The organism is Lysinibacillus sp. NPDC098008 (genome assembly GCF_044760715.1).
Taxonomy (GTDB): Bacteria; Bacillota; Bacilli; order Bacillales_A; family Planococcaceae; genus Lysinibacillus.
The window spans coordinates 189,826-215,961 of the sequence record NZ_JBIWBA010000001.1 but is presented as its reverse complement, the minus strand read 5'-3'; the positions used below and the strand labels follow the sequence as shown (position 1 = coordinate 215,961).

28 protein-coding genes are annotated in these 26,136 nt (G+C 40.0%); 21 read left to right on the top strand and 7 right to left on the bottom strand.

What is annotated here, in order from left to right; translation table 11 throughout:
- Nucleotides 1-58 precede the first annotated feature (58 nt).
- Nucleotides 59-481, top strand: coding sequence for a pyridoxamine 5'-phosphate oxidase family protein (locus ACIQVU_RS01055; RefSeq protein WP_340806141.1), 423 nt, complete (start codon nt 59-61; stop codon nt 479-481).
- Between the two features lie 53 nt (nt 482-534).
- On the opposite strand, the gene ACIQVU_RS01050 is transcribed toward ACIQVU_RS01055, so the two are convergent.
- Complete coding sequence (locus tag ACIQVU_RS01050; protein ID WP_402893301.1) at nt 535-1,083, bottom strand: flavodoxin family protein; 549 nt, start codon at nt 1,081-1,083, stop codon at nt 535-537.
- A 114-nt stretch (nt 1,084-1,197) separates the two neighbouring features.
- Here ACIQVU_RS01050 and ACIQVU_RS01045 point away from each other — a divergent pair, with 114 nt between their 5' ends.
- Nucleotides 1,198-2,061, top strand: coding sequence for a LysR family transcriptional regulator (locus ACIQVU_RS01045; protein ID WP_340806138.1), 864 nt, complete (start codon nt 1,198-1,200; stop codon nt 2,059-2,061).
- Between the two features lie 58 nt (nt 2,062-2,119).
- Here the strand turns inward: ACIQVU_RS01045 and ACIQVU_RS01040 are convergent, their stop codons facing one another.
- Nucleotides 2,120-3,145, bottom strand: a complete 1,026-nt coding sequence (locus tag ACIQVU_RS01040; RefSeq protein ID WP_340806137.1) for an S-layer homology domain-containing protein — start codon at nt 3,143-3,145, stop codon at nt 2,120-2,122.
- 293 nt (nt 3,146-3,438) lie between these two features.
- On the opposite strand from ACIQVU_RS01040, the gene ACIQVU_RS01035 reads away from it, so the two are divergent.
- The 12 genes from ACIQVU_RS01035 (at nt 3,439) to ACIQVU_RS00980 (ending at nt 14,967) form a co-directional block, all read left to right on the top strand.
- Nucleotides 3,439-3,597, top strand: coding sequence for a hypothetical protein (locus ACIQVU_RS01035; protein ID WP_402893298.1), 159 nt, complete (start codon nt 3,439-3,441; stop codon nt 3,595-3,597).
- A 91-nt stretch (nt 3,598-3,688) separates the two neighbouring features.
- On the top strand, nt 3,689-4,597 hold the full coding sequence (locus ACIQVU_RS01030; protein ID WP_402893295.1) for a metal ABC transporter solute-binding protein, Zn/Mn family: 909 nt from the start codon (nt 3,689-3,691) through the stop codon (nt 4,595-4,597).
- Between the two features lie 9 nt (nt 4,598-4,606).
- The gene (locus tag ACIQVU_RS01025) at nt 4,607-5,335 is read left to right on the top strand and encodes a metal ABC transporter ATP-binding protein (RefSeq protein WP_340808578.1); all 729 of its coding nucleotides are present in this window, start codon (nt 4,607-4,609) and stop codon (nt 5,333-5,335) included.
- A gap of 11 nt (nt 5,336-5,346) precedes the next feature.
- Complete coding sequence (locus tag ACIQVU_RS01020; protein WP_340806135.1) at nt 5,347-6,219, top strand: metal ABC transporter permease; 873 nt, start codon at nt 5,347-5,349, stop codon at nt 6,217-6,219.
- Nucleotides 6,216-7,085 carry a metal ABC transporter permease gene (locus ACIQVU_RS01015; protein ID WP_402893291.1) on the top strand — a complete coding sequence of 290 codons (870 nt, stop codon included), beginning with the start codon at nt 6,216-6,218 and terminating at the stop codon, nt 7,083-7,085. The genes ACIQVU_RS01020 and ACIQVU_RS01015 overlap by 4 nt, the downstream gene beginning before the upstream one ends.
- A gap of 339 nt (nt 7,086-7,424) precedes the next feature.
- A complete protein-coding gene (locus ACIQVU_RS01010) occupies nt 7,425-8,108 on the top strand; it encodes an ABC transporter ATP-binding protein (protein WP_340806132.1) in 684 nt (227 codons plus the stop codon).
- Complete coding sequence (locus tag ACIQVU_RS01005; RefSeq protein WP_402893286.1) at nt 8,105-10,546, top strand: hypothetical protein; 2,442 nt, start codon at nt 8,105-8,107, stop codon at nt 10,544-10,546. The genes ACIQVU_RS01010 and ACIQVU_RS01005 overlap by 4 nt, the downstream gene beginning before the upstream one ends.
- 377 nt (nt 10,547-10,923) lie before the next feature.
- A complete protein-coding gene (locus ACIQVU_RS01000) occupies nt 10,924-12,192 on the top strand; it encodes an MFS transporter (protein WP_340806129.1) in 1,269 nt (422 codons plus the stop codon).
- A gap of 110 nt (nt 12,193-12,302) precedes the next feature.
- Nucleotides 12,303-13,118 carry a lipid II flippase Amj family protein gene (locus ACIQVU_RS00995; protein WP_340806127.1) on the top strand — a complete coding sequence of 272 codons (816 nt, stop codon included), beginning with the start codon at nt 12,303-12,305 and terminating at the stop codon, nt 13,116-13,118.
- 32 nt (nt 13,119-13,150) lie between these two features.
- Entirely contained in the window at nt 13,151-13,459 is a 309-nt protein-coding gene (locus ACIQVU_RS00990; protein ID WP_340806125.1) for an antibiotic biosynthesis monooxygenase family protein, read from the top strand.
- A 91-nt stretch (nt 13,460-13,550) separates the two neighbouring features.
- A complete protein-coding gene (locus tag ACIQVU_RS00985; RefSeq protein WP_340806124.1) occupies nt 13,551-14,657 on the top strand; it encodes a PA2928 family protein in 1,107 nt (368 codons plus the stop codon).
- 109 nt (nt 14,658-14,766) lie between these two features.
- Nucleotides 14,767-14,967, top strand: a complete 201-nt coding sequence (locus ACIQVU_RS00980) for a hypothetical protein (protein ID WP_340806122.1) — start codon at nt 14,767-14,769, stop codon at nt 14,965-14,967.
- A 46-nt stretch (nt 14,968-15,013) separates the two neighbouring features.
- On the opposite strand, the gene ACIQVU_RS00975 is transcribed toward ACIQVU_RS00980, so the two are convergent.
- Together ACIQVU_RS00975 and fdhF are read right to left on the bottom strand one after the other, a co-directional pair.
- A complete protein-coding gene (locus ACIQVU_RS00975) occupies nt 15,014-15,493 on the bottom strand; it encodes a helical membrane plugin domain-containing protein (RefSeq protein WP_340806121.1) in 480 nt (159 codons plus the stop codon).
- A 4-nt stretch (nt 15,494-15,497) separates the two neighbouring features.
- The gene (gene fdhF, locus ACIQVU_RS00970) at nt 15,498-18,434 is read right to left on the bottom strand and encodes a formate dehydrogenase subunit alpha (RefSeq protein ID WP_340806119.1); all 2,937 of its coding nucleotides are present in this window, start codon (nt 18,432-18,434) and stop codon (nt 15,498-15,500) included.
- A 498-nt stretch (nt 18,435-18,932) separates the two neighbouring features.
- Here fdhF and ACIQVU_RS00965 point away from each other — a divergent pair, with 498 nt between their 5' ends.
- Genes ACIQVU_RS00965 through moaA form a run of 3 tightly spaced genes read left to right on the top strand, consistent with a single transcriptional unit; the run spans nt 18,933 to nt 21,129 of the window.
- Nucleotides 18,933-19,280 (top strand): Na-translocating system protein MpsC family protein, encoded by a 348-nt coding sequence (locus tag ACIQVU_RS00965; protein WP_340806117.1) that lies wholly within the window; start codon nt 18,933-18,935, stop codon nt 19,278-19,280.
- Nucleotides 19,281-19,292: 12 nt separating this feature from the next.
- Complete coding sequence (gene fdhD, locus ACIQVU_RS00960; RefSeq protein ID WP_340806116.1) at nt 19,293-20,090, top strand: formate dehydrogenase accessory sulfurtransferase FdhD; 798 nt, start codon at nt 19,293-19,295, stop codon at nt 20,088-20,090.
- A gap of 22 nt (nt 20,091-20,112) precedes the next feature.
- Nucleotides 20,113-21,129: a GTP 3',8-cyclase MoaA gene (moaA, locus tag ACIQVU_RS00955; protein ID WP_402893277.1), complete on the top strand. Its 1,017-nt coding sequence runs from the start codon at nt 20,113-20,115 to the stop codon at nt 21,127-21,129.
- A gap of 80 nt (nt 21,130-21,209) precedes the next feature.
- On the opposite strand, the gene moaC is transcribed toward moaA, so the two are convergent.
- From moaC to ACIQVU_RS00940, 3 genes are read right to left on the bottom strand one after another with little or no spacing between them, the layout of a single operon-like run.
- Nucleotides 21,210-21,692: a cyclic pyranopterin monophosphate synthase MoaC gene (gene moaC / locus ACIQVU_RS00950; protein ID WP_340806113.1), complete on the bottom strand. Its 483-nt coding sequence runs from the start codon at nt 21,690-21,692 to the stop codon at nt 21,210-21,212.
- Nucleotides 21,685-22,275 (bottom strand): molybdenum cofactor guanylyltransferase, encoded by a 591-nt coding sequence (gene mobA, locus ACIQVU_RS00945; protein WP_340806112.1) that lies wholly within the window; start codon nt 22,273-22,275, stop codon nt 21,685-21,687. The genes moaC and mobA overlap by 8 nt, the downstream gene beginning before the upstream one ends.
- Entirely contained in the window at nt 22,272-22,763 is a 492-nt protein-coding gene (locus ACIQVU_RS00940; protein WP_340806110.1) for a MogA/MoaB family molybdenum cofactor biosynthesis protein, read from the bottom strand. Before ACIQVU_RS00940 ends, mobA begins: the two co-directional genes overlap by 4 nt.
- Nucleotides 22,764-22,871: 108 nt before the next feature.
- On the opposite strand from ACIQVU_RS00940, the gene ACIQVU_RS00935 reads away from it, so the two are divergent.
- Genes ACIQVU_RS00935 through ACIQVU_RS00920 form a run of 4 tightly spaced genes read left to right on the top strand, consistent with a single transcriptional unit; the run spans nt 22,872 to nt 26,135 of the window.
- Nucleotides 22,872-23,888 carry a thiazole biosynthesis adenylyltransferase ThiF gene (locus ACIQVU_RS00935; RefSeq protein ID WP_340806109.1) on the top strand — a complete coding sequence of 339 codons (1,017 nt, stop codon included), beginning with the start codon at nt 22,872-22,874 and terminating at the stop codon, nt 23,886-23,888.
- A gap of 13 nt (nt 23,889-23,901) precedes the next feature.
- Nucleotides 23,902-25,194: a molybdopterin molybdotransferase MoeA gene (locus ACIQVU_RS00930; protein ID WP_340806108.1), complete on the top strand. Its 1,293-nt coding sequence runs from the start codon at nt 23,902-23,904 to the stop codon at nt 25,192-25,194.
- Nucleotides 25,155-25,676, top strand: a complete 522-nt coding sequence (gene mobB, locus ACIQVU_RS00925) for a molybdopterin-guanine dinucleotide biosynthesis protein B (RefSeq protein ID WP_402893271.1) — start codon at nt 25,155-25,157, stop codon at nt 25,674-25,676. Before ACIQVU_RS00930 ends, mobB begins: the two co-directional genes overlap by 40 nt.
- Nucleotides 25,677-26,135 carry a molybdenum cofactor biosynthesis protein MoaE gene (locus ACIQVU_RS00920; RefSeq protein ID WP_340806105.1) on the top strand — a complete coding sequence of 153 codons (459 nt, stop codon included), beginning with the start codon at nt 25,677-25,679 and terminating at the stop codon, nt 26,133-26,135. It begins immediately after the preceding gene.
- Nucleotide 26,136: the final 1 nt, after the last annotated feature.

Here is a 26,136-nt window from a genome sequence, read left to right as displayed (position 1 = left end):
CGATTGAGTATTGTTAGAGGAGGACACACTAAAAATATCAAGGAAAGGATGAGAGAATATGACTTCTGTACGTGAGGAAATTTTAGCGATTTTAAATCGTGAAAAAATAGGCACAATGGCAACAGTGGAAAATGGCAAACCACATTCCCGTTATATGACATTTCAACATAAGGATTTTGTCTTATACACTGTGACCAATCAGCACTCTGAGAAAATGGCAGAGCTGCGTAAAAATCCATATGTCCATATTTTATATGGCTATGACAATGGAGGCTTTGGCGATACGTATGTGGAAATAGAGGGCAAGCTAACAGAAGTAGAGGAAGAAGGTTTAAAAAATAAAGTAGCTGAATTTTTCACAAGCCTATTAGTGGGCAATCGGGATGAAATGGTAACGTTAAAAATTGAACCGATTCGTATGCGCCTCATGAATAAAAAAGGGGAGCCGCCACAAGAGCTAAATTTTTCGAATAAAGCGTAATACAAACGACCTACTAGCTCGAAAGCTGGAAGGTCGTTTTTAGCTGGAGGTGATTAAATGCGTGCTTTTAGTTGGCGATTTAAAATAGCAGCCTGTGCCAGTGCTTGTTTATCGCTAGTAATATCACCTGGTTTATTACCTTCTCCAATAATATAAAATGTAAATGGCATTTTAATAAAATCAAAGATATATTGGAATTGCTGAATCATTGGTAAACCTTTGACGGTAGGATGATCGCCACCAACAGCAAGAACGATGGCTTCCGTTGTTGTGAGCTTTTCCTTTAGCTCTGGAAAACGTTCATCACGAATTGCCTGACTAAAGCGGTCTACCATATTTTTCATAATACCAGACATACTATACCAATAGATAGGTGTAGCAAATACTACAACATCGCTTGTTAATAGTGCCTCTATTACTTGGTCATAATCATCTTCGATCAATTGAAAGCCATTAGCATCATGGCGTAAATCGTGGATAGGCTCAATATGTAAGTCCTTTACGTATATTTTTTTATGGGCAATGCCCTCTAGTACAATATTTGTTAATTGCTCGCTATTGCTATGTGCTCTGGAGCTGCCAATAAATGCAGTAATATTCATATAGATTCGCCTCTTTCTTTTAAGTTACTCCTAGTGTAAACTGAATTTTATTATCAATAAAGATGAATGTTTTGATGAAATGTATCGAAAAAATTGAATAAAGGAGTGGAAGCAATGGATATGAAACAGCTCCAAACATTTTTAATCGCTGCTAAAACTCTAAGCTTTACACAAACAGCCCAGCGTCTAGACTATGCTCAATCAAGCATAACCGCTCAAATCAAAGCATTGGAACAGGAGCTAGGTGCTATGCTTTTCGAACGACTAGGCAAACGTATCGTACTAACAGAGGAAGGCAGGCATCTACAGCAGTATGCTCAAAAAATGATAGCACTAGAGCATACGATGAAAAAGGCACTGCGTAATGAGCAGGAGCAAATGGTATTAAAGGTGGGCGCACAGGAAAGCCAATGCGTCTATCGTTTCCCTAGTATTTTACAGCAATTTCAGCAAGCCTATCCACAGGTGAAAATTATTTTTAAGCCTGTCCATACAACTGAAATTGCCAAGGAATTATTACAAGCAGGTGCATTAGATATTGCTTTTATTACAGATGCTTACCAAGAAACCGCTATGCTACAGCGGGAGCGTTTAACGGAAGAACAGCTTGTTTTTGTATGTGCATCTAGCTATAAAAGACAAGCATTATCCGAGGAAACGCTGCTGTTAACGGAAGCAGGCTGCTCGTATCGAAATCATTTAGAAACCTATTTACAGCAGGAGCAAGCTATGTCACAGCAAATAATTGAATTTGCTAGTATTGAAGCCATTAAGCAATGCGTCATAGCAGGGCTAGGCATCACCTATTTACCTAAAATGGTTGTAGCAAAAGAATTACAAAATGGCGAATTAATAGAATGTCCATTTTCCTTTATGTTAGCGCCAATTTATACAGATATTGCTTGGCATAGAGATAAGCAGATGAAGCCAGCCCTTCAAGATTTTATTGCACTAGCAAAAAAGCACTATCAAGCTTAAAATAAAATAGACCGCATGAAATCAAAGCTTTTCCATCTGATTTCATGCGGTTTTATCATTATTGTTTTTTTAGTGTGCCTGAATAATTTGTGCCTTCATTGCGCTCTGCACGGCAATCAATCTCCGTTACTTTTAGCGCATTATTGGATAAACGTTCAAACTCGATGACACAGCGATTGCCATTTGTGGATGTATTCATTAACGCTTTATGGCTGCTTGTAACGGTAGCCGTTCCCTGAACATTGCCTGAAGCGTTCCCATCATTTGCTGTTAATGAAATCGTAAAGCTCTTATTCGTAGCGTTAGTAATCATAGCATCACGGCGGTTAAAATCATTTGCGCCCTTACCCCATTTATAGTAATAGGTATAAATTCCCTCCCAAGCGCTTTGGCTAGGTGTTGTGAGCTGCATAGATGGATCAAGCTGATTTTGTGCATTTTTGGCACGGGTATTTAATGCGAGTTGGTTAGCATTATCATGAATGGCCTGTGCATCGTCTGAGATGGCATAAAAATTGCGTTCATCCATACGATAGAGCATTGTCACTACTTGTGCACGCGTTATATTATTTGCGACACCATAAAACTTCTGTAAATTTCGATCCTCATACTTCGGATTTTGCCCTGAAGAAATATAATAGTCGAGTAAAAATTGAATGGATTGATTTAAGTCTTTTTTTCCACTAGCTAGATGGGCAATTGCCTGTGCCACAACGCCACGCTTAACAGTAGCCGCTCGAATACGATTATCAAAATAACCATTTAATGGTACTCCGTAACTAGCAAGCCGATCATAATCATCATCAGACCAAATGGCAGCAGGTGTCTGCTTGTTTAGCTCCTCCATTGGTGATTCCAGCTCATAAAAATTAGCGAGTAGCTTGGCCAATTGCTGCTCTGTAATGGTTGCATTTGGCTTAAATGTGCCATCTGTAAAACCATTCACAATATCGTACTCCTCTGCCCATAAAATCGCCTCATATGCATAATGATCCACTGATACATCTTTAAAGCCCGCAGCCTGTACATTGCTCACACTGCCTACAAGCAGCATAAAAAATAAGATACTTAGAAGTTTTTTCATTTGGAAGCCACATCCTTTCTTACTGATTCTATTAATAGTTTGCAGGAAATGGATAGAAACTGCAATTGTCTTTTGTGCAGGGTGTGTAGTTGGTGGATAGTGTGATTAAAATGACAGATAGAAGCCCCAAATTGATGGATAGCCCGTAAAAAGTGACGGATAGAACGCAGGATTTCTATCTAGAAAAAAATTTTTAAAAAGAAATTTTTATAAAAGGGTTGAATTATTTTAACTTTCAGCATATATTTTTCCTAAGGGAAACAAAATATCTATAAAGAAAGAAGAGTGAGTGTATGAAAGAAATAGATGATTTCAAGCTGACGATTCTTCCGATGGTGATTTTTCTAATGCTTGCGATACTTTGGATGCTTACAGATTCTATAGGGGCAGGAATAATATTTATTCTTTTCTGGATAAGTTGGCGACAGTTTATTCGGAAAAATAAAATATAAGTCATTGTTGAAAATGCTAGCGGGCATCATGAAAGTTGTCCGCTCTCCATGTTTAAGCAATCGCTAAAAACAAGAAAGAAGAGGTAAAGGAATGAAACAATTATTAGGTGTATTAGTAGTATCACTCTCGCTGTTGTTTGGCTGCTCAGCGACCACAGAGGGGGAGAAGCAAGGCATTGTTGTCGCAACGACGGGACAAATTGCAGATGTTATTCAAGAAATTAGTGGCAATCATTTGCAAGTATCTGCATTAATGGGTTCAGGTGTAGACCCACATTTATACAAGGCAACACAAAGTGACTTATCAAAATTGGATAAAGCGGAAGTTATTTTTTATAATGGCTTACATTTAGAAGGGCAAATGCTCGATATTTTTGAGCAAATGGCAAAGGATAAAACGGTGCTAGCTGTCGGTGAAACAGTAGATGAAAAACAGCTACTTGCTAGCGATGATGCCATGCTACATGATCCACATATTTGGTTTGATATTGATATTTGGAAAGAAGTAACAAAGACCATTAGTGAGCAGTTGCAAGAGGAATATCCAGAATTCAAAGAGGATTTCCAAAAGAATGAAGAAGCGTATGTAAAGGAATTGGACGAATTACAAACATATGCAAAAGAGCGTGTCAATGAAATTCCACAGCAGCAACGTATTTTAGTAACGGCTCATGATGCCTTTAACTATTTTGGTAGAAGTCAAGGGTTTGAGGTACGTGGTTTACAGGGACTTAGCACAGAATCAGAGTATGGTGTGAAAGATGTGCAGGAAATGGTAGATTTCTTAGTTGCTAATCAGATTAAGGCGATTTTTGTTGAGTCAAGTGTGTCCGATAAAGCGATGCAGGCTGTCATTGAAGGTGCAAAGCAAAAAGGACACGATATTGTTATCGGTGGAGAGCTGTTCTCAGATGCAATGGGCGCAGAGGACACGGAAGAAGGCACATATATTGGGATGTATCAACATAATATCGACACAATTGTTGATGCACTAAAGTAGGTGAATAAGATGTATGCATTAGCAGTGGAAAATTTATCAGTGGCATATGATAAAAAAACTGTGTTAGAAAATGCTTGTGTAAAAGTACCACAAGGGCATTTAGCTGCGATTATTGGGCCAAATGGTGCAGGCAAGTCAACCTTTTTAAAGGCGATTTTAAATCAGCTTCCTAATAAAGTAGGGAAAGTTGAAATTTTAGGGAAGGCATTTGAGCCAAAAAGCTTAGTCGTTGGCTATGTTCCTCAGCGCAATGCCGTTGATTGGGGCTTTCCTACAAATGCACTCGATATTGTCCTCATGGGGCGTTATGGTCATATGGGTTTATTGAAAAGACCATCCAAGCAGGATAAATTAATTGCTCAGCAGGCTTTAGCAAGTGTAGGGATGCAGGATTTTGCAGAGCGTTCTATTGGACAGCTTTCAGGAGGGCAGCAGCAGCGTGTCTTCCTGGCAAGAGCCCTTGCTCAAAATGCCGATATTTACTTTTTAGATGAGCCATTTGCTGGAGTGGATGCGGCAACAGAAAAAACGATTATTGATATTTTAAAAGACTTAAAGACACAGGGAAAAAGTATTTTTGTGGTGCATCATGATCTGCAAACCGTCAAAGAATACTTTGATTATACAATTTTATTAAATAAAAAAATTTTAGCATCAGGCGCAACAGAAGATGTTTTTACACCAGAGCAACTACAGAAAACCTATGGTGGCAAGCTTTTTATGATGCAGCATGTGTAGGGAGGGTCACGATGTTAAGTGGTAACTTATTATGGGTACTAAGCGGAACGATGTTACTTGGCATTGCGGCTGGCATCACAGGTACTTTTTCCTTCTTACAAAAGCAAAGTCTAGTTGGTGATGCTGCGGCACATGCAGCATTGCCAGGCATTGCACTAGCATTCCTGCTAACAGGTCAAAAGGAATTACCGATTCTAATGCTTGGAGCGGGCATTACCTCTGCCTTATCCGTTTATTGCATACAATGGATTGTATCGTTTTCAAAATTAAAAGCAGATGCAGCCATTGGGTTGGTGCTTACGGTATTCTTTGGTATTGGTATTGTTTTTTTAACGGTTGTCAATCGTAGTCCGCTTGGCAATCAAAGCGGGCTTAATAGCTTTATTTTTGGTAAAGCGGCAACCATAACAAAGGCAGATTTATTATGGCTGTTTATTAGTGCAATCATTATTATTGTGGTAAGTCTTCTATTCTATAAAGAATGGAAACTGCTTATTTTTGACCCTGTTTATGCAAAAGGCATCGGTTTACCGATTGAGGCTTTAAAGGCAACGTTAACCGTGCTAATTGTCATGACGATTGTTACGGGTATTCAAGCTGTAGGTGTCATTTTAATGTCTGCGCTATTAATTATCCCTACGGCTAGTGCGAGGCTATGGACCAATAAATTAAGCTCAATGCTAATCCTTAGTGCCGCTATTGGCGGGATTGCTGGGATGGCAGGAACCTTTATTAGCGCGATCAGAACAGGCTTATCGACAGGACCGATTATTGTATTGGTGGCAGCGGGGATATTTTTTATTTCTTATTTTATTAGTCCTACAGGCCAAATTCGTAAATATTATCGAAAAAGACAGTTTCGAAAGCAGGGTGATGTAGGATGATTGAATTTTGGGTAATTGTTACAGGACTATTAGTAGGCATGACATGTGGGATTGCAGGTGTCTTTTTAATATTGCGGAAAATGTCTATGATTGCGGATGCCATTAGCCATACAGTATTATTTGGTATTGTGATGGCCTATATCCTTACGCAAACGCTTAATGGCTTTTGGATGCTTGTTGGAGCCGCATTCGCAGGTATTTTAACGGCTTACCTTGTACAATTATTACATTCCTCTGGTATTCAGGAGGATGCTGCAATTGGGGTAGTCTTTACATCGTTATTTGCTGCGGGTGTCCTGCTTATTACACTATTTGCGGGGAATGTGCATTTAGATGTTGAGCATGTTTTAATGGGAGAGATTGCCTTTGTGCCATGGAATCAATGGTCATTGCTTGGTATCTCAATGCCGAAAGCGGTCTGGATGCTATTATTCGTGCTAATGATTAATGTGACATTCCTTGTATTGTTCTTTAAGGAAATGAAGCTGACAACCTTTGATCCTGTGTATGCCGCGTCCATTGGTCTGCCGATTGTCTTTCTTCATTATGCCTTTATGACATCGATTTCCTTTACAACCGTTGCGGCATTTGATAGTGTAGGCGCTATTTTGGTGGTTGCCATGTTAATCGGTCCAGCTGCAACGTCCTATTTAATGAGTAAAACGATTAAGCAGATGTTTGTCTATAGCATGTTGTTTGGTGCGTTGGCAGCTATTATTGGCTATTATTTAGCGAAGCTCTGGGATATATCGATTGCAGGGATGATGGCAACAACGGTAGGGCTGTTGTTTATGATTGTCTTTATCGGTCAAAAAATAATTGAGCGTAGAAGAAAGTTTCTTGTCCATAAATTCGAAATAGAATGAGTAAAAGACATCGTTTGATAAATTCAGACGATGTTTTTTATTTTAATACTTTCTATCATTTGTACAGCTAAATGTGCATAGTTTCCTGCTCTGTCAACAGAGAATTGCTACTGAGAGTGATAAATAATTTGGCAAATAAATGTTGCTATTAGTGTACTTAATATGAGCCCTCCTTAATTAACCTCTAATAAATATTGGTTTTTATTATTTATTAAAATGGTTTATACTAGAAAATATAGAATATTAATCATATTTTAAAAGAAGAAATAATCATGATAGTATCCACTTGCTTTTTTAGCAACTATAGAATTATGAATAAAACAAGTTAGGGGAAAATATATGATAGAGATTAACCATTTAAAGAAAACCTATTCCACTATTTCCTCTGAAAAGTTCAGAGTATTCAATGATATATCCTTGATGATTCCTGATGGGCAGTGGTGTTCGATTATTGGTCCATCTGGTAGTGGGAAAACAACTTTTTTAAATTGCGTGGCTGGTTTAATGCACCCTGATGAAGGTGAGGTTCTTTATGAAAAGATCAGCATATATAATATGAAAGAAAAAGAGAGAAATGATTACCGAAGATTTCACATAGGCTTTGTTTTTCAGGATTTCAAGCTGCTACCGCATTATTCTGTGTTAGATAATGTGATACTTCCTCTGTATTATGATAAGCCAAAAAGAGAGCTATACAGTAGGGCAAGAACTCTCTTAACGCAAGTCGGTATTTCAGAAAATTTATTTAATAGATTACCAGAGGGCTTATCGGGTGGAGAAAAGCAAAGGGTCGCCATCGCACGTGCCTTAATGGCTAACCCAAAAGTATTAATTTGTGATGAGCCAACAGGTAGTTTAGATGTAGCAAATCGGAATAAGGTGTTGGAAATATTTTTACAATTAAAGCAAAAGGGCTTGACCATTTTATTAGTAACGCATGATGAGGAAGTAGCAGGGCGAGGCGATGTCACGTATAGACTAAACGATGGACAATTGGAGGAAGTCGGGGGAAATAAACGATGATACATTTTGCATGGAATCGTATAAAAAATAGAAAATTTGCCTCGATCACAATTATTTTAGCATTTTTGGCTGTATTTCTTTTAATACCTATAGGACTTGACAACACTAAGGAAACAAAATTAGCTGTTCAAAGTTCGATTGCTGACCATGGAAGAGGGTCCTATGATTTGTTAGTACGTCCTAAGAATTCTAGAACGGCTGTAGAAAAGAAGGCTGGGATCGTTGAAGAGAATTATATAGGAGATGGCCAAGGTGGAATTTCAATTGAAGAATGGCAAAATTTAAAAGCGAACCCTGCAATCGAAGTAGCAGCACCTGTTGCCTCGATTGGCTATTTCACGGGTAAGCAATTATCCGTTGAGCTGCCACAGCTAGAGCAATCTACAAGGTTTACATGGGAGTTTTATACAACAGATGGCTATAAGGATTATATGTTAAGCCCTCCTCGAAGCTTTATTTATTTTAAAGAATCTCAGCCTGGCAATGTCCAATACTTAAAAAATTTAACTTTAGGAGAATCAGCCTCAGGAGCTACAATGGAAATTATGCTGCCAACAGCGTACCATTTACTAGCTGCCATCGATATTGAAAGTGAAGAAAAGCTAACAAATATTAATTTTTCCCAATTAAAAAATGACATAGATCCGTTGGAGCTACAAGCCATTCAGGGCACTTTTGGGAATGTTCCTATTATAAAAGTAATACAAAGGGAGGATATACAAGTTCCATTAACGTTGAAGCTTAAAGCTGAGGTATTGGAGCTTGACATTGAGGAGTATCGTCAAAAATTAGGCTTATCACAGCAGGATTGGCTTATGGCCTCTGAAGAATCCGCTAAGCAACAAGTTATAGCGGAGCTCAATCAAAAAGAAGCCGTTACAGCCATTGAACGTGAAATTGATTTATCTTCTTTTCAAAGACCATTTGACGGTACTCCTGTGAAAATAAACGATCAATTGAAAGCTGAAAAAGCGGATAATTTCGTGGCAAGTAGAGGAGAAACACCTGTGTTCTTTACCGCCCAAAAGCTAGACTATGACCTTTCAGACGAAGTTTTCAAAATCAATATTGTTGAAGAGGGAAGTCCTCCATCCTACAAAAAAATAGAGCACAAGGGAAGAAGCTTATATGAGTCCCAGGAGATACCTTATCTACTGGAGCAGGTAGGCACATTTTTGCCTACAAAAACGGAATCTAATCAACTTTCCTCAAGTCCTTTAGGCATCTACTCTACAGCTAGCATTCAAACGATACAAGGACATATATTGAAGCCTACGACTATTCCGGGCAGCTTTATTCCACAGCCTGCAGGTGCGTTAATATCGCTAGAGTCGGCTGAAATGATAAAGGGACCAAAGCCTATCGATGCGATTAGAATAAGAGTGGCAGGCATTCAAGCATACAACGATGAGGCACAAGCAAAAATTGAAAAAGTAGCCATCGACTTACTTCAATTAGGCTATGAAGTGGATATTGTAGCTGGCTCTTCTTTTGTGAATCAAACATTAGATGTTGAAGGAATTGGACAGGTAGTAGCTCCTTGGACTACATTAGGTGTAGCACAAGAGCTGGAGGAAAATTGGAATCACTTAACCTTTATGACAACAGTATTATTTATTGCTTTTGCCTTTGTCTGGTTTGTAGCACGGCTCTTATTTGAGAAGAACCTACTAAAAAATGAGGATGAGTTATTGCGTATAATGGGCTGGCAGCGTAAACAGATTATTCAAAGAAACTATATTGAACAGTATACTTTACTATTTGTTGCTTATATTCTCAGCCTTCTATTAATGCCATTTCTGTCCTTAAAGACAAGTGCCTATTGGCTGGCAACAATTATTTTTGTCATCTTTATAGGAATGCTTAGCTTTGTTTTTGCCATCAATAAACAGGAAAAGAAAAGGCTTATTGCTTATAAAAGAGCATATTCATTTCTTTATTATTGGAAAATTCTTATGCCTACAATGATCGTTTTATATATGTCTTCGATACTTTTAATTATTCAAACTGCAAGCATTGGAACTACGATCATCAATGCCCAACAATCCTCGTTAGGACAATTTACTGTAGATGCAACATTATGGTTTCAACTAGCTATTTTACTCTCGACTTTTATTTTATCGATTTTAGGGCTAAGTGAATGTTTACATGCTTTATTTCAAACGAGGCGCACAGAGCTTGAAATGTATCATACTATTGGCTGGACAAGAGCTAAAATTGTGATGCATTTATGTAAGGAGGTATTTTTATGGACAGGGATAACCATTATTGCAGGAGCTATAACAGGCTTCATAGTCCTTACGATAATGAAATTTCCAGGAGTTTGGATTGTTGGAAGTATCCTAACAGCATTGTTCCTACTAAGTATTGTTGTTGGAGGCTTAACAATATTCAAAACATTTCTTTCACCGCAAGGGATGATAAGTAAGGGGAAATAATAAAATTAGCTATCTCTACGCACAAGGATTTTGTAGAGATAGCTTTTCTATTTACTAGGGAGCTTTAATATCTAACTAAAAAACGCTTTAAAATTGTCAGACAAAAAATGTTGTGTTATCTCGATAGGCAACAGATTTTGTGTTTTTCTTTTGGGTGTTAGTAGAATATAATCGAAATGGAAAGGTTCTGGACGAATCTAATTACATCATCATCTCCGAGAAGCTTCCACTTCAGACATAGCTAAATGGTGAGTAGCTCATAAGCATGAGGCATGAATGTTTTTTGATAAGAGAAAGGTGTAAGAGATTGGGAGCAATAGCTAAAAACAAATAATAGCTAATAAAAAATATGACGATGGCGGAAAGAAGGAGAACAAATGCTTGACAAAGCACAAGTTTCGGTAGAATTGTATATGGATTCACCAGAAAAACTAAAAAGCTTATATAAACGTGTATTATTTGTTGTTAGTTTATCCCAAATTTTTGGTGGAGCAGGGCTTGCAGCAGGGGTTACAGTGGGCGCGCTTTTGGCTCAGCAAATGCTGGGCACAGATGCCTATGCAGGTGTACCATCTGCTTTATTTACATTAGGGTCAGCAGTAGCAGCCTTTGCTGTAGGAAAGCTGTCCCAGCGTTATGGTCGTCGCTTAGGCTTATCAACAGGCTTTGTTGTCGGCGGGCTAGGGGCAGCTGGCGTTGTGATGGCAGCTTTATTGAATCATGTACCGTTATTATTTGCTGCTCTATTAATCTATGGTGCTGGTACGGCAACCAATTTACAGGCGCGCTATGCGGGTACAGATTTAGCCAATAGCAAGCAGAGAGCAACAGCTATTAGTACAACCATGTTGATGACAACATTTGGTGCTGTTTTAGGTCCCAATCTTGTAGACCTTATGGGAAAAGTGGCACTATCTATTGGCATTCCAGCGCTGGCAGGGCCTTTTCTATTATCGGCTGTAGCTTTTATTGTTGCGGGCTTAGTGCTTTTTATCATGCTGCGCCCTGATCCTTTAGAAATTGCTAAGGCGATTGAAGCCCATAAGCAAAAAAATCAAGAACATCAAGCACAAACCCTACCTATATCCAGCAATAAAAGAGGCCTAGCTGTGGGAGCAACAGTGATGGTTTTAACGCAAATGGTAATGGTTGCGATTATGACCATGACACCTGTACATATGAAGCATCATGGGCATGGTTTAGCAGAAGTAGGTGTGGTTATAGGCTTTCATGTCGGTGCTATGTATTTGCCATCGCTTGTAACAGGTATTCTAGTAGATAAAATAGGGCGAACAGCGATGAGTATTGCTTCAGGTATTACATTATTATTAGCTGGTCTATTGGCTGCATTTGCACCAAGCGATTCGATGATTTTACTGATTGTCGCACTGTCCTTGCTTGGATTAGGCTGGAATTTTGGTTTAATTAGTGGTACAGCACAAATCGTTGATGCCACAGAGCCCTCCACACGTGCAAAAACACAGGGCAAAATGGATGTCTTTGTTGCGCTGGCAGGTGCATCTGGTGGTGCACTATCAGGTATGGTGGTAGCGAATTCAAGCTATGCAGCATTGTCCTTGGCAGGAGGACTTTTATCATTATTATTGATTCCTGTTGTGATTTGGTCAAGAAAGGCAGCTTCATAATCGTAAAAAAACTTACCCTTGTTATTGGGTAAGTTTTTTAATTGGAACTATTTTGCAGGGCAAGCGTCACAATGTAAAAATCGTTAGAAAGCAAAGAGCAGGGATAACATATGGATTTAATAACAGACAAATTAATAATGATTGCCTTATTTATTTTAATGATTCATGCAATTGAAACGCTTGCTTATGCAGTACGTTTATCAGGAGCGCGTGTTAGATTACTAGCCTCTGCGTTAGCTCTTTTTAATGTAATGGTCATGGTTTCAAGGCTGGCGAATATGATGCAGCAGCCATTTACAGGGAGCTTAGTCGATACAGCGCCTACTGATCATGCTCTGACATATGTAGAACACCAGTTTCGACTAATTATTGGAGCGGCATCCATTGGCACACTGCTAGGCACATTATTGATTCCAACCTTTGTCGCTATTTTTTCAAGAGCAATTATTCATCTAGCTGAGGAGCGAGGCTCCATTCCAGCATTATTGAAAAAGGGCTTTACTTTTGACTATATAAGACGAGGTATAAAGCATATTCATAGACCAAGCTTTAGCTATGTAAAAGGCATTCGTCTACGGGATATACCGATTAAATTATTTATCATCAATATTGTCATTACAGCTATTTATACCATTGGCGTTTTATCTGCGCTCTATGCGGCTTTATTAGTACCAGAACTGAAAACCACAGCTGTTATGGCATCTGGGTTAATTAATGGTATAGCAACGATTCTTCTAATAGTATTTATTGATCCTAAAATTTCCATTCTTGCTGATGATGTTATCAATCATAAGGGAAGCTACCTTGATTTAAAAAGAGTTTCTGTTATGATGATGTTTTCCAGATTGCTAGGAACGATTGTGGCACAGCTATTATTGCTGCCAGGTGCACATTATGTTGCATGGTTTGCCAAGTTTATTGCTTAATAGGGAATACGATAATGGAGGAGAAGAATGAAATGAAAACATATTATGCTGTTATTTTTACATCGCAAAGAACGGAGCAGGACGAAGAGGGCTATGACAAAATGGCTGAAAAAATAGATGTCTTAGCACAGCAGCAGCCCGGATTTTTGCGCGTTGAAAGTGTAAGAAATGAGGAGGGGCAAGGCATTACGGTGTCTTATTGGTCATCACTAGAGGCTATTCAAGCATGGAAGGAGCATGCAAAGCATTTAACAGCGCAACAATTGGGTAAAGATAAATGGTATAGGGCATACAATGTGGAAATTTGCCAAATTATTAAAGATTATGCTTTTGTAAAATAGCCAATAACAGGAGACCGCAACGTTAGCTAACGGTCAGCATTTGGAATGCTCGTATACTATCCTTTATACTAAGAGAGTAGGAGGTGGGGCAATGGAGCAATTTCTACAACGCTATATGTATTCATGGCGTTTTAATGGTTGGTTTTTCCATGATATTACGCTAGGAATTGTACTTGGTATCGGATTTTTAGCGCTAGTGCTGCTAATCATCAATCGTACTCGTTTGAAGGTAATACTGATTGTTATGCTTATCTGGTTAGGGGCTAGTAATTTTGCAATGCTTATTTTTGGCTTGGCAGGGCGGGGCTTTTCGATTCAAGCAGAATCAGCTATTTATACGAATGAAGAGCAGGACATCGCTATTCAAATGGTGCGAGGGCTTGAAAATAATGGAACTGTGCGTGGCATGACACAAATGATTTCGCATTACTTAATTGTTGGAGTTGATGTGCAAACAGGCGAAAAGCAGTGGACAAAGTCAGCTTCATATAAGGAAAAGCTTGTTGGCAACTTTATGGATGGCTTGCTTGTTCATCATCGTGATGGTGAATTTGGACAATTATCGCTCTTAGATATTGAAACAGGAAAAGAGCTACTATCTGAAAAGGAATTTCGACAACAGCATAAACCACTTATTGATATTTTAAGCAATGGTGCACATGAGTTGCTTGCTGTGCAAAATAACTTATATGTGGAGGGTGTTGATGGTAAGTTTTATCGCTATGATGGTAAAAATTTAAACGAAGACCCACAGGCAGAGCAATATTTGACAACACGTTTCTCTATTGAAGCAACTATACCTGACTATTTTGCTAACCATCAGCAGCCTTTAACGGACGATGAAGAAATTCGCAAGTTTAGTAGTATGCTATTAGAGGAGCCTGCTATACAAGCCTATCAAAATTTAAACCCAAAAGTAATTGATGTTGATATAGAAGCACAAACAGCGCTTGTTTCCTATCAACAAACAAAGCGTGAAAGCGCAGATCATATGCTAGTGCTATATGATTTGAACAAGCATCAAATTGCTTGGGACATCAATATAGGTATGGTGGATTCATATCAGAAGCAGCCTAGTGTTCGTATAGTAGATGATGCTTATATTGTACAAACAGGAGATCACCTGCTGATCGTCGATAAAGATACAAGAAACATTCGTGCAACCTATCATTTACGCTGGAATCGACCTATTTCGTGACAGAAAGGGGTGACTCATTATCGATGAACAATTAGTAGACTGGATTACACGCTTTCAAAGAGATAAAGATATCGAAGCACTGGCAAATTTAAAAGCGTATTGCTATCAGATGATTGAGCCTTTAATCGAGGAATTTACAGACAAATATGGTGATGAGGCTGGTGCATTATTACGTTTAAAATGGGATAAGCGATTTTATTTTATTTTTACAAAATACCAACTGCATGTTGGGCTACCATTAGAAATATTTGTTCAAAATACCTACCGTTTTTATTTTATGCAAGTATTGAAGAAAGCAGGCTATCAGTAAGAAAAATCCGCGTAGTATGTATCAGCATACTCGCGGATGTTATCATTTATTCTTTTAAGCCTCTGCCAAGTCCCTTTAAGAAGTGTACACCAAAATTAAGGGCACGATTGACGTCTGGATCATTGAGCATTTTCATCAGCTTAAAGGCGCTCACTTTGTCATCGCTGTTAAGAGCTTTATTGGCTTCATCTACACCAGCATTTAACCCTTCAACAAGCTTTGCGGTTGTTTCGGGATTTAGCTCAGTTAATGCACCAGCGACGCCCATTAAATTATTAATCATATTGGTCACGGGCTTGCGCGTTAGTTGCTCAAGGGCAATATGGGCAACTTCCTCTTTTGCTTCTAGTAGCTTCATCGCTGCCTCTAATGCACCAATATCATTTAACTCTGTCATAATACTAAAAACCTGATTAACGGCATCTTCATTTTCTGCCAGTAGTTGCTGTAGATTGGCTAATTTTTGTTCTTTTAGTTGCTCTTCTGTTAATTGCTGTTTTTTTATTTTTGTAATGGGTGTAGCCATGCTCTCACTCTCTTTCATGAATGGTTGTTAAGTGAACGTAGCCAGGACGATTCCATTTTCGTTGTACCTCCACACCATTTTGTGGATGACGCTTTTTATAGCGCGGATTTGTGCGAGGCAGTGGTGTTTTTCCTTTTGGCTTTAACACCTCTACACGTACTTTTGTTTGCTTATAGGCAGGTGTATCTGTATTAATATCTGCTGCTGGACCTGTTAAAAAGTTAATCGCTGACTCCTTGTTTACAGAGTTCATAGGTAAGAATAGCTCATTTCCTTGTACACGGTCAGTCACAAGAGCATTCAGTTTTAATGCGCCATATGGAGATACTAGGCGTAATAGGGCTCCGTCCTCGATGCCGCGCTCTTTTGCCAATTCAGGTGATACTTCAACGAAAATTTCAGGTACTTTTGCTTGAATTCCTGTTGATTTATTCGTTAGATTGCCTTCATGGAAATGCTCAAGCATACGACCATTATTAATGTGGCAATCATACTGTGCTTCATAATCAACAGGTTGCACCCAATCATTTAAAGCAAAGCGTGCTTTTTTATCAGGGAAGTTAAAGCCGTCTTTATATAATAAAGGTGTATCTGTGCCATCATGACTGCCCCAACAGAAGCTGCCCCAGCCCTCTAAAACATCATAGCTTGCTTGTGAGAACAGCGGGGAAAGGCTAGCCATTTCATCAAAAATCTCACTTGGATGGCTATAATTCCAATCTGCCCCTAAGCGGCGTGCCACTGCCTGAAGGATTTCCCAGTCAGCCTTTGATTCACCAAGTGTCGGTAAAACTTGATAAAGGCGTTGCACACGGCGTTCTGTATTGGTAAATGTTCCTTCTTTTTCAAGCGATGGCGCAGCAGGTAAAATAACATCTGCATATTGTGCTGTACGTGATAGGAAGCAATCTTGTACAACAAAAAAGTCTAGCTGTGATAGCACTTCATCTATATGATTGGCATTACAGTCAACAAGCGCCATATCTTCACCCACTAAATACATTGCCTTCATTTTACCTTCCATAATTGCATCAAGCATTTGCCCGTTTTTACGACCTGGCTGTGCTGGGATTTTAGCACCATAGGCTTTTTCAAATTTAGCACGTGCTGCATCATCTGTCACTTGTTGATAGCCTGGCAATAGATTTGGTAATGTACCCATATCACATGCACCTTGGACATTATTATGACCGCGTAGCGGATAGGCCCCTGCACCAGGACGACGATAGTTGCCTGTTGTGAGCAGCAGGTTTGAAATGGCAGCAGATGTATATGAGCCACCTGTATTTTGAGTGACACCCATGCCCCATAGCACACATGTACCATCTGCATCACGAATCATTTCCGCTACTTGAATCAATGTTTCTTGGGCAATGCCTGTTTGCTGCTCAGCATATGCTAATGTATATTTTTCAAGCACCTGTTTAAATTCATCATAGAAATTTACATTTTCCTGAATAAAGGCTTCGTCATGCCAGCCTTGGTCAATTATATATTTAGTAACAGCCATTAGCCAAACTTGGTCAGTTCCTTGCTTTGGACGCATGAAAATATCTGAACGCTCCGCCATTTCATGCTTACGAATATCCGCAACAATTAATTTTTGACCATGAAGCTTATGGGCACGTTTGACACGCGTTGCTAAAACAGGATGACCTTCCGCAGGATTTGCCCCAACAATAATCACAAGCCCAGCCTTAGCAATATCTTTAATGGTTCCAGCGTCACCACCCATACCAACTGTACGCAGTAGCCCGTCTGTAGCTGGTGACTGGCAATAACGAGAGCAATTATCGACATCATTTGTGCCAAATAATTGACGTGCCATTTTTTGAATTAAGTAATTTTCCTCATTCGTAATTTTGGAGGAAGAGATAAAGCCGACAGAGCCAGGACCGTATTGCTGCTGAATACCACCAAGCTTTGTCGCAATTAAATCGAGTGCCTCCTCCCATGAAGCCTCTACAAACTCATTATTTTTACGAATTAATGGTTTTGTAATACGCTCCTCTGAGTTGACAAAGTCCCAGCCAAATTTTCCTTTGACACAAGTAGAAATCGCGTTTACCGGCCCCTCAGAAGGCTGTACTTTTAAAATTTTGCGATCCTTTGTCCATACTTCAAATGAACAGCCGACACCACAAAACGTACAGACTGTTTTCGTTTTGCGTGTACGTTTGCTGCGCATTGCCGCTTCGATTTCAGATACTGCAAAAATACCGCTATAGCCTGGCTCAACTTCTTTAATCAAATGAATCATTGGGTCTAGCATATCCTGCTTAAGCCCAGTCATAAAGCCAGCCTCTCCAAGCATGGATTTTTCCATTAAGGCATTGCATGGACAAACCGTTACGCATTGCCCACAGCTTACACAGGACGAATCATTAATGGCAACGCCAGTGTCCCAAATAACGCGAGGTCTTTCTGCCTCCCAATCTAAAGACAGTGTTTCATTTACCTGTAAATTTTGGCAAACCTCTACACATTGCCCACAGGCAATACATTGATTAGGGTCATAGCGATAAAATGGATGTGACATATCCACCTCATTCGGCTCAACTTTTGGCTTGTATGGATATTTTTGATGCTCGATTTCCATTAATTCGGCTGTGTTGTGTAATGTACAATTGCCATTATTATTATCACAAACCGTGCAGTAGAGCAGGTGATTTTCAAGTAAGCGATCCATCGCTTCTGTTTGTGCAGCCTTTGCCTTTTCTGAATTGAGTAATACGTCCATGCCGTCAACGATTTTCGTTGAGCAGGAGCGCACTAGCTTGCCCTCTACCTCCACAATACATGTATCACACGTTTCGATAGGATCAACCGCTGGAACATGACAAATTTGAGGATGGGCAATGTCATGCTGATTAATGGTATCAAGGATTGTAGCGCCTTCTTTTGCATCATACGGTACGCCATTAATAGTAATTTGAGTCAAGGTACTTCCTCCTTTGCATAGTAAGACGACTAGAACAATATGTTATAGCTTCAAAGAAAAAGGGAATAACATATCGAGTGAATAATTGTATAAAATGGTTGTCTTGTTATTATTGTAATTCCCCAATAATCTTGAAGCTACACCTAAATTGCTAGATTGTAGCAAGTTGTTCAATGTCTGCATAAAAAAATCCACCATGAAAAAACACGTCTTGGACATGTTTATGCTTCATGGTGGATAAAATTCTTAACAGGTCTTGCTAAAAATTCAATCTACTTTTTTACGTTGTGTAACAATAGAATTCAACCATTCAAATAGCTCAATTCCATGACTGTTCCTCACCATTATAGTCCTTTTTCGTTAAATGAACAATATGGATGACCTAAAAATATTTTCCCTTTTATTTTTTGGCAAGTTACTATATCATTAACAAACTGTAAGGGTGACCCTGATAGAAACGGCATCCAAAAGTCTTAGAACGATGGAGGAAGCATTGCCATGTCTAAAAAGGTACATGAATTTAACGATATCATTCGAAAGTTACGTAAAGAAATATTTGGTAAGGGGCCAGAGCGCATTCATACCGTTTTTGTGGACAATATGGCTGTGTCCACTTTATATGGGAATCTCACACCAACAGAAAAATTTATTGCAAGTACACCTGAAGGGCTACAAATGGTGCGTACTGCTCGTACAAGTATGATTCAGGATTTATATACACAATCACCGCCTGAAGGGATGGAGGAATTAATGGGTAGTAAATTACTCCACCTCTTTTCAGATATTAAAATTGAAGAGGATTTTGCTATCTCTGTCTTTGTTTTTGACAAGAACATTAGTGAGTAAGGAGGATGCCATATGGAGCGAGCCATCACAAGAAAAATTTTACGTGTGGACAATCAGCAAGTAAACATAATCGATGATCTTATTGTGTCAGAATACGCTGTAACGGTGAAAATTAACCAGCAGGAATTTGTCACAATGGTTTGCACGCCTGAATATGTGGAGGATATGGTCATCGGCTATCTAGCCTCTGAGCGTGTGATTCGTAGCTATGAGGATATTGAGGAAATTTGGCATCAAGAACAAGAGGGCTTTGTGCATATTCGCACAAAGCATGTCAATCCTTACTATCAGCAAACACAAAATAAACGCTATATTACATCTTGCTGTGGCATGAGTCGACAGGGCTTTGTATTTACAAATGATGCATTAGTCGCGAAAAAAATGGACGATATTCATGTGCAAATTACGCCTGATGATTGCTTTCGCTTAATGAAGGCGATGCAGGATGGTGCCAATATTTTCAAACAAACGGGTGGTGTGCATAATGCAGCATTATGTGATGTTAATGGCATTGTGTTAAGCCGTATGGATATTGGCCGTCATAATGCTTTAGATAAAATATATGGTTATTGTCTGCGTCATAATATTAGCATCCAAGATAAAATTATTGTTTTTAGTGGGCGAATATCGTCGGAGATTTTACTGAAAGTATCCAAAATTGGCTGTGAAATTGTGCTATCAAAATCAGCACCAACAGCATTAGCCTTACAATTGGCAGAACAGCTAGGGATTACAACGGTAGGCTTTATTCGTCACAACACATTGAATATTTATACACATGAACAACGCATTTTATTACCCAATAAATGAGCCATTGAAAGAAGGAGATTACATGACGGACTTACAAGACCGATACCAACGACCGTTAAGAGATTTAAGAATATCTGTGACAGATCGTTGCAATTTTCGCTGTCGTTATTGCATGCCTGCAGAAGTATTTGGTCCAGATTACGCATTTTTACCGTCTGATAAAATATTAAGCTTTGATGAGATTGAACGCTTAGTCACTATTTTTGTATCATTAGGTGTGAAAAAGGTACGTATTACAGGTGGTGAGCCGTTATTACGCCGTGATTTGCCTACATTAATTGAACGTATTCATCAGATTGAGGGCGTGGAGGATATTGCGCTTACAACAAATGGCACTTTATTAAAAAAATATGCAGAGCCATTGGCAAAGGCAGGCTTATCCCGCGTTTCTGTTAGCTTAGATTCGCTTGATAACGAGCGCTTTTTCGAGATGAATGGTCAACGTGGTAAAGTTAACACCGTATTAGAGGGCATTGAAAAGGCAGCACAAGCGGGCTTACAAGTAAAGATTAATATGGTTGTTCAAAAAGAGCAAAATGATCAGGATATTGTAGCAATGGCACAATTTTTTAAAGAAAAGCAGCATATTTTACGCTTTATTGAATATATGGATGTTGGGAATTCAAATGGCTGGCGACTTGATGATGTTGTTTCTAAAAAGGAAATTCTTGAGCAAGTGCAGCAATTTTTACCATTACAAGCCATTGCTCCAAATTACAAAGGAGAAGTGGCAACACGTTATCAATATCAAGACGGACAAGGTGAAATTGGTGTGATTTCCTCTGTTACAGATTCTTTTTGCTCCACATGCTCCCGTGCACGGTTGTCAGCAGAGGGAGCATTGTATACATGCCTATTTGCAACAGCAGGCACGGATTTACGAGCACTGTTAAGAGCGGGACACGATGATGCAATGATTCGCCAATGCATTACAGATACATGGAGCAATCGCACAGACCGCTATTCAGATGAACGCAATGAGCAAACAAGAGCCAACAGGCAAAAGGCAAAAATTGAAATGTCGCATATTGGAGGGTAAGGCGTGCAAGCAGAGAAAAAATCAGCACATATGAACAAGCAGTGGAGATATACAAAATCCTCACTGCTTGAAGGTTCACATTATTTATGCAGAAATGTGCCGCTTTTGCCACCTGTTTTTTCCACTAGATAGGTATCTTTAATCACCATTGTTTTATCAACGGCCTTGCACATATCGTAAAAGGTTAGTGCGGCAATGGATACAGCCGTTAGTGCCTCCATTTCAACACCTGTTTTTCCGCTACATTTCACGGTTGCTTCAATATGCAGCTCATAGCCATTTTCCACCTTTGTATAGGTAAATTGCAGGTCTGTGCCTTGTAGCATAATAGGATGGCACATTGGAATAATATCGGCTGTTTTTTTAGCGCCCATAATCCCAGCAATCTGTGCTACATGTGTAGGGTCACCTTTTTTGATGCCACCTTGTTGGATGGCTTGATAGACCTCATCTGATAGTGTAATGGTACTGCGTGCAATAGCTGTACGTGTTGTAATTTCTTTTGCTGAAATATCGACCATTTTAGGGCGACCTTCTTCGTTCCAGTGTGAAAACTTAGTCATGGTTGCTCTCCTTATTGATAATTTGCGCCCAATCTTGCTGCGCATTGATATTAATAAATGTTGACTCATGCTCTGCAAACGGCACATAGCATACGCGAAGCTGCTCTAATAATGCCCTCATATTGCGTTTCTTTTGCTGGATTAATGGCATTATTTTGGCTAGTGCAGTGCGACGATATAGTGCTGCTAGTGGCTGGTAGCGTTCCCCTTGCTGAGGCACAATCGCATCATACTGCTCATCAATATAACCAAGCATTTGTTGAACAAATCGTGCATTCATGCAAGGCATATCACAGGCAACAACAAAAAACCACTCCACTTCAGGATAGGCTGTTAGAATGGTATGCAAGGCAAAAAGAGGCCCTTGGTGTGGCTGCTTATCCATGAGCCAGTGGACGTTTTCCTCTGCAAAATATGGCTGAAGATGGGCATTCGTCGCAATAATAATGGGGTCTAATGGCTGTTGCTGTAATGCTGTAAGACTATATTTATATAACGGCCGCCCAGCAAATGCTGCAAACATTTTAGGCTGCCCATAGCGAGAGGATTGACCGCCTGCTAATAAAACACCTGCAATATTCATCGGCGATGCAACTCACTAACAAAATGTTGCACAGTAGGAATAATTAGCTTAGTCATCGCAAGTGTGACGGCATTGGTGGAGCCCGGTAAAAGATAAATAGCAGTTTGCTGACAGCTTCCTGCTGTGGCACGGCTAAACATCGCTTTCGGCCCAATCTCCTCATAGCTTAGTAAGCGAAATAATTCGCCAAACCCTGTCATCTCTTTATGAAATAGTGGGGCAATGGTGTCATAGGTTTGATCTCTTGGTGTAAACCCTGTGCCGCCTGTCACGATAATGGTATTAATGCTAGGCTGGTCACACCACTGATGGATATAGTGCAGGATGCTCTCAGGTTCATCCTTTGTTAGTTGATAGTCTATAATGTCAAATGAAGCCTCTTGCAGTAACGCGTGAATACGCTGTCCACTACGATCCTCTGCCATTGTACGGGTATCACTTACAGTTAAAATGGCAGCTTGAATGGGTAGCTGATGTGTAGGGTGCATCGTAAAGACCTCCTTTAAATCGTGTCATGCTGCAAAAACATTGCTTTTAATTATAATGCTATAAATCAAAAGGTCAAACGAAAATTTAGTAAAGAAAGGCAAATGCTTATGGATGATAGATATTCAAGACAACAATTATTTCGCCCAATTGGTGAGAATGGGCAACAAATACTTCGGCAAAAACATGTGCTAATAATTGGTGTTGGTGCATTAGGCAGTGCCAGTGCAGAGGCGCTAGTACGAGCAGGCATTGGCAAGCTCACCATTATTGATCGTGACTATGTAGAATGGAGCAATTTACAACGGCAGCAATTATATACAGAGCAAGATGCACAAGACAAGCTGCCAAAGGTGATCGCAGCTAAAAAAAGACTCCAAGAAATTAACACAGAGGTTGATATTCATGTCGCTATTATAGATGCCAGTGTAGTGTCATTAGAGTCACTGTTGACAGATGTCGATGTCATGGTCGACGCCACTGATAATTTTGATGTGCGCTTTCTCATGAATGACCTTGCCCAAAAGCATACCATTCCATGGGTGTATGGCTCCTGTGTTAGCAGCTATGGCGCAACGTACACAATTGTGCCTGGGCAAACACCATGCTTACATTGCCTGCTAAAGGTGATGCCTCGTACTGGCATGACCTGTGATACGGTAGGCATTATTAGCCCAGCCGTGCAAATTGTAGCTGCCTATCAAGTGGCAGAAGTGTTCAAGCTCTTAGTAGGGAATCAAAAAGCCTTACGCAAAAGCTATTTAACATTTGATGTATGGCAAAATCAGCATTATGAAATCAATGTAGATACCATACAGCAGGATGATTGCCCATCCTGTGGTCAGCATCCTACATACCCCTATTTATCGTATGAACATCAAACAAAGCTAGAGGTATTATGCGGTCGTGATGCAGTGCAAATTCGACCAGCGACACCGATGTATTATCAGCTAGAGCAGCTTGCGACCCAGCTTCGTCCATATGGGGAGATTCAGCTTAATCCATATTTACTCGCTTGTCAGACAGCGGATTATCGCATCGTGATTTTCCAGGATGGACGAGTTGTGATTCATGGTATTCAAGATATTCAACAAGCGAAAAGCATTTACTATCGTTTATTAGGCTAAGGGAGTGGATGAAATGGTAGAAAAAAGAAAACCGATTGCTGTAGATGAGGCTGTGCAACGTGTGATGGATTATGCCTTTCCAGCCAAAAAAGAGCTTGTGCCACTAACACAGGCATATGGACGTTTTATTGCAGAGGATATGGTAGCAGATCATGATGTACCAGCCTTTGACCGTTCACCCTATGATGGCTATGCAATCCGCTCCATGGATAGTCAAGAGGCTTCATCCGAGCATCCTATTCGTTTTCAGGTTGTAGGGGAAATTGGGGCTGGCTTTGTGCATGAGGAGGTTGTTGGCTACCGACAAGCGGTACGGATTATGACAGGTGCGCCTATTCCAAAGGGCTGTGATGCCGTTGTCATGCTGGAATTAACCCAAACATTTGAGGAAAATCATCAAACCTATATGTCCATTAAACGTTCCTTTGCAGCAGGAACGAATATTTCCTATAAGGGCGAAGATGTAAGGCAAGGCACAACGCTTATAACAGCAGGGCAATACATCAATCCAGGTGTCATGGCGTTACTTGCCACATTTGGCTACCAGCAAGTGCCTGTGTTCCGTAAAGTAATAGTCGGTGTTATTGCCACAGGCAGTGAGTTACTAGAGCCAGAGGAAGCGTTGCAACCAGGTAAAATTCGTAATAGTAATGCCTATATGGTGATGGCCCAAATTGAGCGGGCAGGAGCGGATGTGCAATACTTTGGCAAGCTTAGTGATGACCTTGATTTATGCATTGAAATCGTTAGCAAAGCATTGCAGGAAGTGGATATTTTACTAACAACAGGTGGGGTATCGGTAGGTGATTATGATTATTTGCCTGCCATCTATCAAGCCATTCAAGCGGATGTCTTGTTTAATAAAGTAGCCATGCGTCCAGGCAGTGTCACAACGGTAGCTGCTCGCAATGGACAATTATTATTTGGGCTTTCTGGCAATCCATCAGCGTGTTATGTTGGCTTTGAGCTTTTTGTACGTCCGATTATTCGTAGTGCCTTTGGTAATCCACAGCCACATTTACGTAGAGAACAAGCAATACTAGGGGCAGATTTTACTAAGCCTAATCCATTTACACGCTTTGTGCGAGCAAGTGCCTTCTACGAGAAGGGGCAGCTTATTGCCGTGCCATCTGGCTTTGATAAATCAAGCGCTGTGTCTTCTCTAGCAGCAGCCAATGCCTTTATTATGTTACCGGGCGGCTCACGTGGCTATGAAAAGGGCATGCAGGTGGCTGTTTTATTGCTAGAAGATTTACAGGGAAGTGAATGGCCATGGGACAATCTCAAAAAATCCTCCAAATCGTAGGCTATCAAAATAGCGGGAAAACGACATTGATGGAGCAATTAATTGCACATGTGACAGTGAAGGGGCTACGTGTAGGAACGATTAAGCATCATGGACATGGTGGTATTCCCACGATTGAAGCAACGAAAGATAGCCTTCGCCATGAGCAGGCAGGGGCAAGCGTCACAGCAGTAGAGGGCGGCGGAACATTGCGATTAAGCATTCATCAAAATAGCTGGCAGCTTGCGGATATAGTAGCGATTTATGCCGACTTGCCAATGGATTTGATATTGGTTGAGGGCTATAAAAATGAACAGTATCCAAAGGTTGTACTCTTACGTACAACAGAGGATCAAGCCTTATTGCAACAAGTGTCAAATATTCTCTGTGTGCTCTATTGGCAGGGGTGTACATTGGATACGTCACTAGCGATTCCAGCTTTTGCGATAGATGACCAAGCACAGTATATGGAATTTTTATGGACAGAAATGAGGGGAAAATGATTGTTTGATATAACAGAAAAACCAATTGATGTGGAGGCAGTACGCCAAAAGGTGGTTAGCCGCAATGCAGGGGCGATTACGCTATTTATTGGCACAGTAAGAGAGCTGACAAATGGCAAAAAAACATTGCATTTAGAGTATCAAGCCTATCCAGCCATGGCAGTGAAAATGTTTGAACAGATTGCAAAAGAAGTGCATGAGCGCTGGCCAGAAGCAAAGGTGGCGATTACGCACCGCGTTGGACATTTAGCAATTTCTGATATTGCGGTCGTTATTGCTGTGTCATCTCCCCATCGTAAAATGGCTTATCAGGCAAATGAATATGTCATTGATCGTATTAAGCAAATTGTACCGATTTGGAAAAAGGAATTTTGGGAGGATGGTAGTGAATGGATTGGCGATCAATTAGAAAATATCCCCTATCCTCAGGGGCAGCCATCTATTGACAAGGAGGATTAGC

Bases quoted from the DNA above. Each gene is read 5' to 3' on its own strand.
- mobA (WP_340806112.1), bottom strand. From the start codon at position 22,275: ATGAATATTGCAGGTGTTTTATTAGCAGGCGGTCAATCCTCTCGCTAT.
- ACIQVU_RS01025 (WP_340808578.1), top strand. From the start codon at position 4,607: ATGTATGCATTAGCAGTGGAAAATTTATCAGTGGCATATGATAAAAAA.
- moaA (WP_402893277.1), top strand. From the start codon at position 20,113: ATGACGGACTTACAAGACCGATACCAACGACCGTTAAGAGATTTAAGA.
- ACIQVU_RS01050 (WP_402893301.1), bottom strand. From the start codon at position 1,083: ATGAATATTACTGCATTTATTGGCAGCTCCAGAGCACATAGCAATAGC.
- moaC (WP_340806113.1), bottom strand. From the start codon at position 21,692: ATGACTAAGTTTTCACACTGGAACGAAGAAGGTCGCCCTAAAATGGTC.
- ACIQVU_RS00985 (WP_340806124.1), top strand. From the start codon at position 13,551: ATGGAGCAATTTCTACAACGCTATATGTATTCATGGCGTTTTAATGGT.
- ACIQVU_RS01000 (WP_340806129.1), top strand. From the start codon at position 10,924: ATGCTTGACAAAGCACAAGTTTCGGTAGAATTGTATATGGATTCACCA.
- ACIQVU_RS01005 (WP_402893286.1), top strand. From the start codon at position 8,105: ATGATACATTTTGCATGGAATCGTATAAAAAATAGAAAATTTGCCTCG.
- ACIQVU_RS01055 (WP_340806141.1), top strand. From the start codon at position 59: ATGACTTCTGTACGTGAGGAAATTTTAGCGATTTTAAATCGTGAAAAA.
- ACIQVU_RS01020 (WP_340806135.1), top strand. From the start codon at position 5,347: ATGTTAAGTGGTAACTTATTATGGGTACTAAGCGGAACGATGTTACTT.
- ACIQVU_RS00965 (WP_340806117.1), top strand. From the start codon at position 18,933: ATGTCTAAAAAGGTACATGAATTTAACGATATCATTCGAAAGTTACGT.
- ACIQVU_RS01010 (WP_340806132.1), top strand. From the start codon at position 7,425: ATGATAGAGATTAACCATTTAAAGAAAACCTATTCCACTATTTCCTCT.
- ACIQVU_RS00990 (WP_340806125.1), top strand. From the start codon at position 13,151: ATGAAAACATATTATGCTGTTATTTTTACATCGCAAAGAACGGAGCAG.
- ACIQVU_RS01015 (WP_402893291.1), top strand. From the start codon at position 6,216: ATGATTGAATTTTGGGTAATTGTTACAGGACTATTAGTAGGCATGACA.
- ACIQVU_RS01035 (WP_402893298.1), top strand. From the start codon at position 3,439: ATGAAAGAAATAGATGATTTCAAGCTGACGATTCTTCCGATGGTGATT.
- ACIQVU_RS00935 (WP_340806109.1), top strand. From the start codon at position 22,872: ATGGATGATAGATATTCAAGACAACAATTATTTCGCCCAATTGGTGAG.
- fdhD (WP_340806116.1), top strand. From the start codon at position 19,293: ATGGAGCGAGCCATCACAAGAAAAATTTTACGTGTGGACAATCAGCAA.
- mobB (WP_402893271.1), top strand. From the start codon at position 25,155: ATGGCCATGGGACAATCTCAAAAAATCCTCCAAATCGTAGGCTATCAA.
- ACIQVU_RS00940 (WP_340806110.1), bottom strand. From the start codon at position 22,763: ATGCACCCTACACATCAGCTACCCATTCAAGCTGCCATTTTAACTGTA.
- ACIQVU_RS00995 (WP_340806127.1), top strand. From the start codon at position 12,303: ATGGATTTAATAACAGACAAATTAATAATGATTGCCTTATTTATTTTA.
- ACIQVU_RS01040 (WP_340806137.1), bottom strand. From the start codon at position 3,145: ATGAAAAAACTTCTAAGTATCTTATTTTTTATGCTGCTTGTAGGCAGT.
- ACIQVU_RS01045 (WP_340806138.1), top strand. From the start codon at position 1,198: ATGGATATGAAACAGCTCCAAACATTTTTAATCGCTGCTAAAACTCTA.
- ACIQVU_RS00930 (WP_340806108.1), top strand. From the start codon at position 23,902: ATGGTAGAAAAAAGAAAACCGATTGCTGTAGATGAGGCTGTGCAACGT.
- ACIQVU_RS01030 (WP_402893295.1), top strand. From the start codon at position 3,689: ATGAAACAATTATTAGGTGTATTAGTAGTATCACTCTCGCTGTTGTTT.
- ACIQVU_RS00975 (WP_340806121.1), bottom strand. From the start codon at position 15,493: ATGGCTACACCCATTACAAAAATAAAAAAACAGCAATTAACAGAAGAG.
- ACIQVU_RS00980 (WP_340806122.1), top strand. From the start codon at position 14,767: ATGATTGAGCCTTTAATCGAGGAATTTACAGACAAATATGGTGATGAG.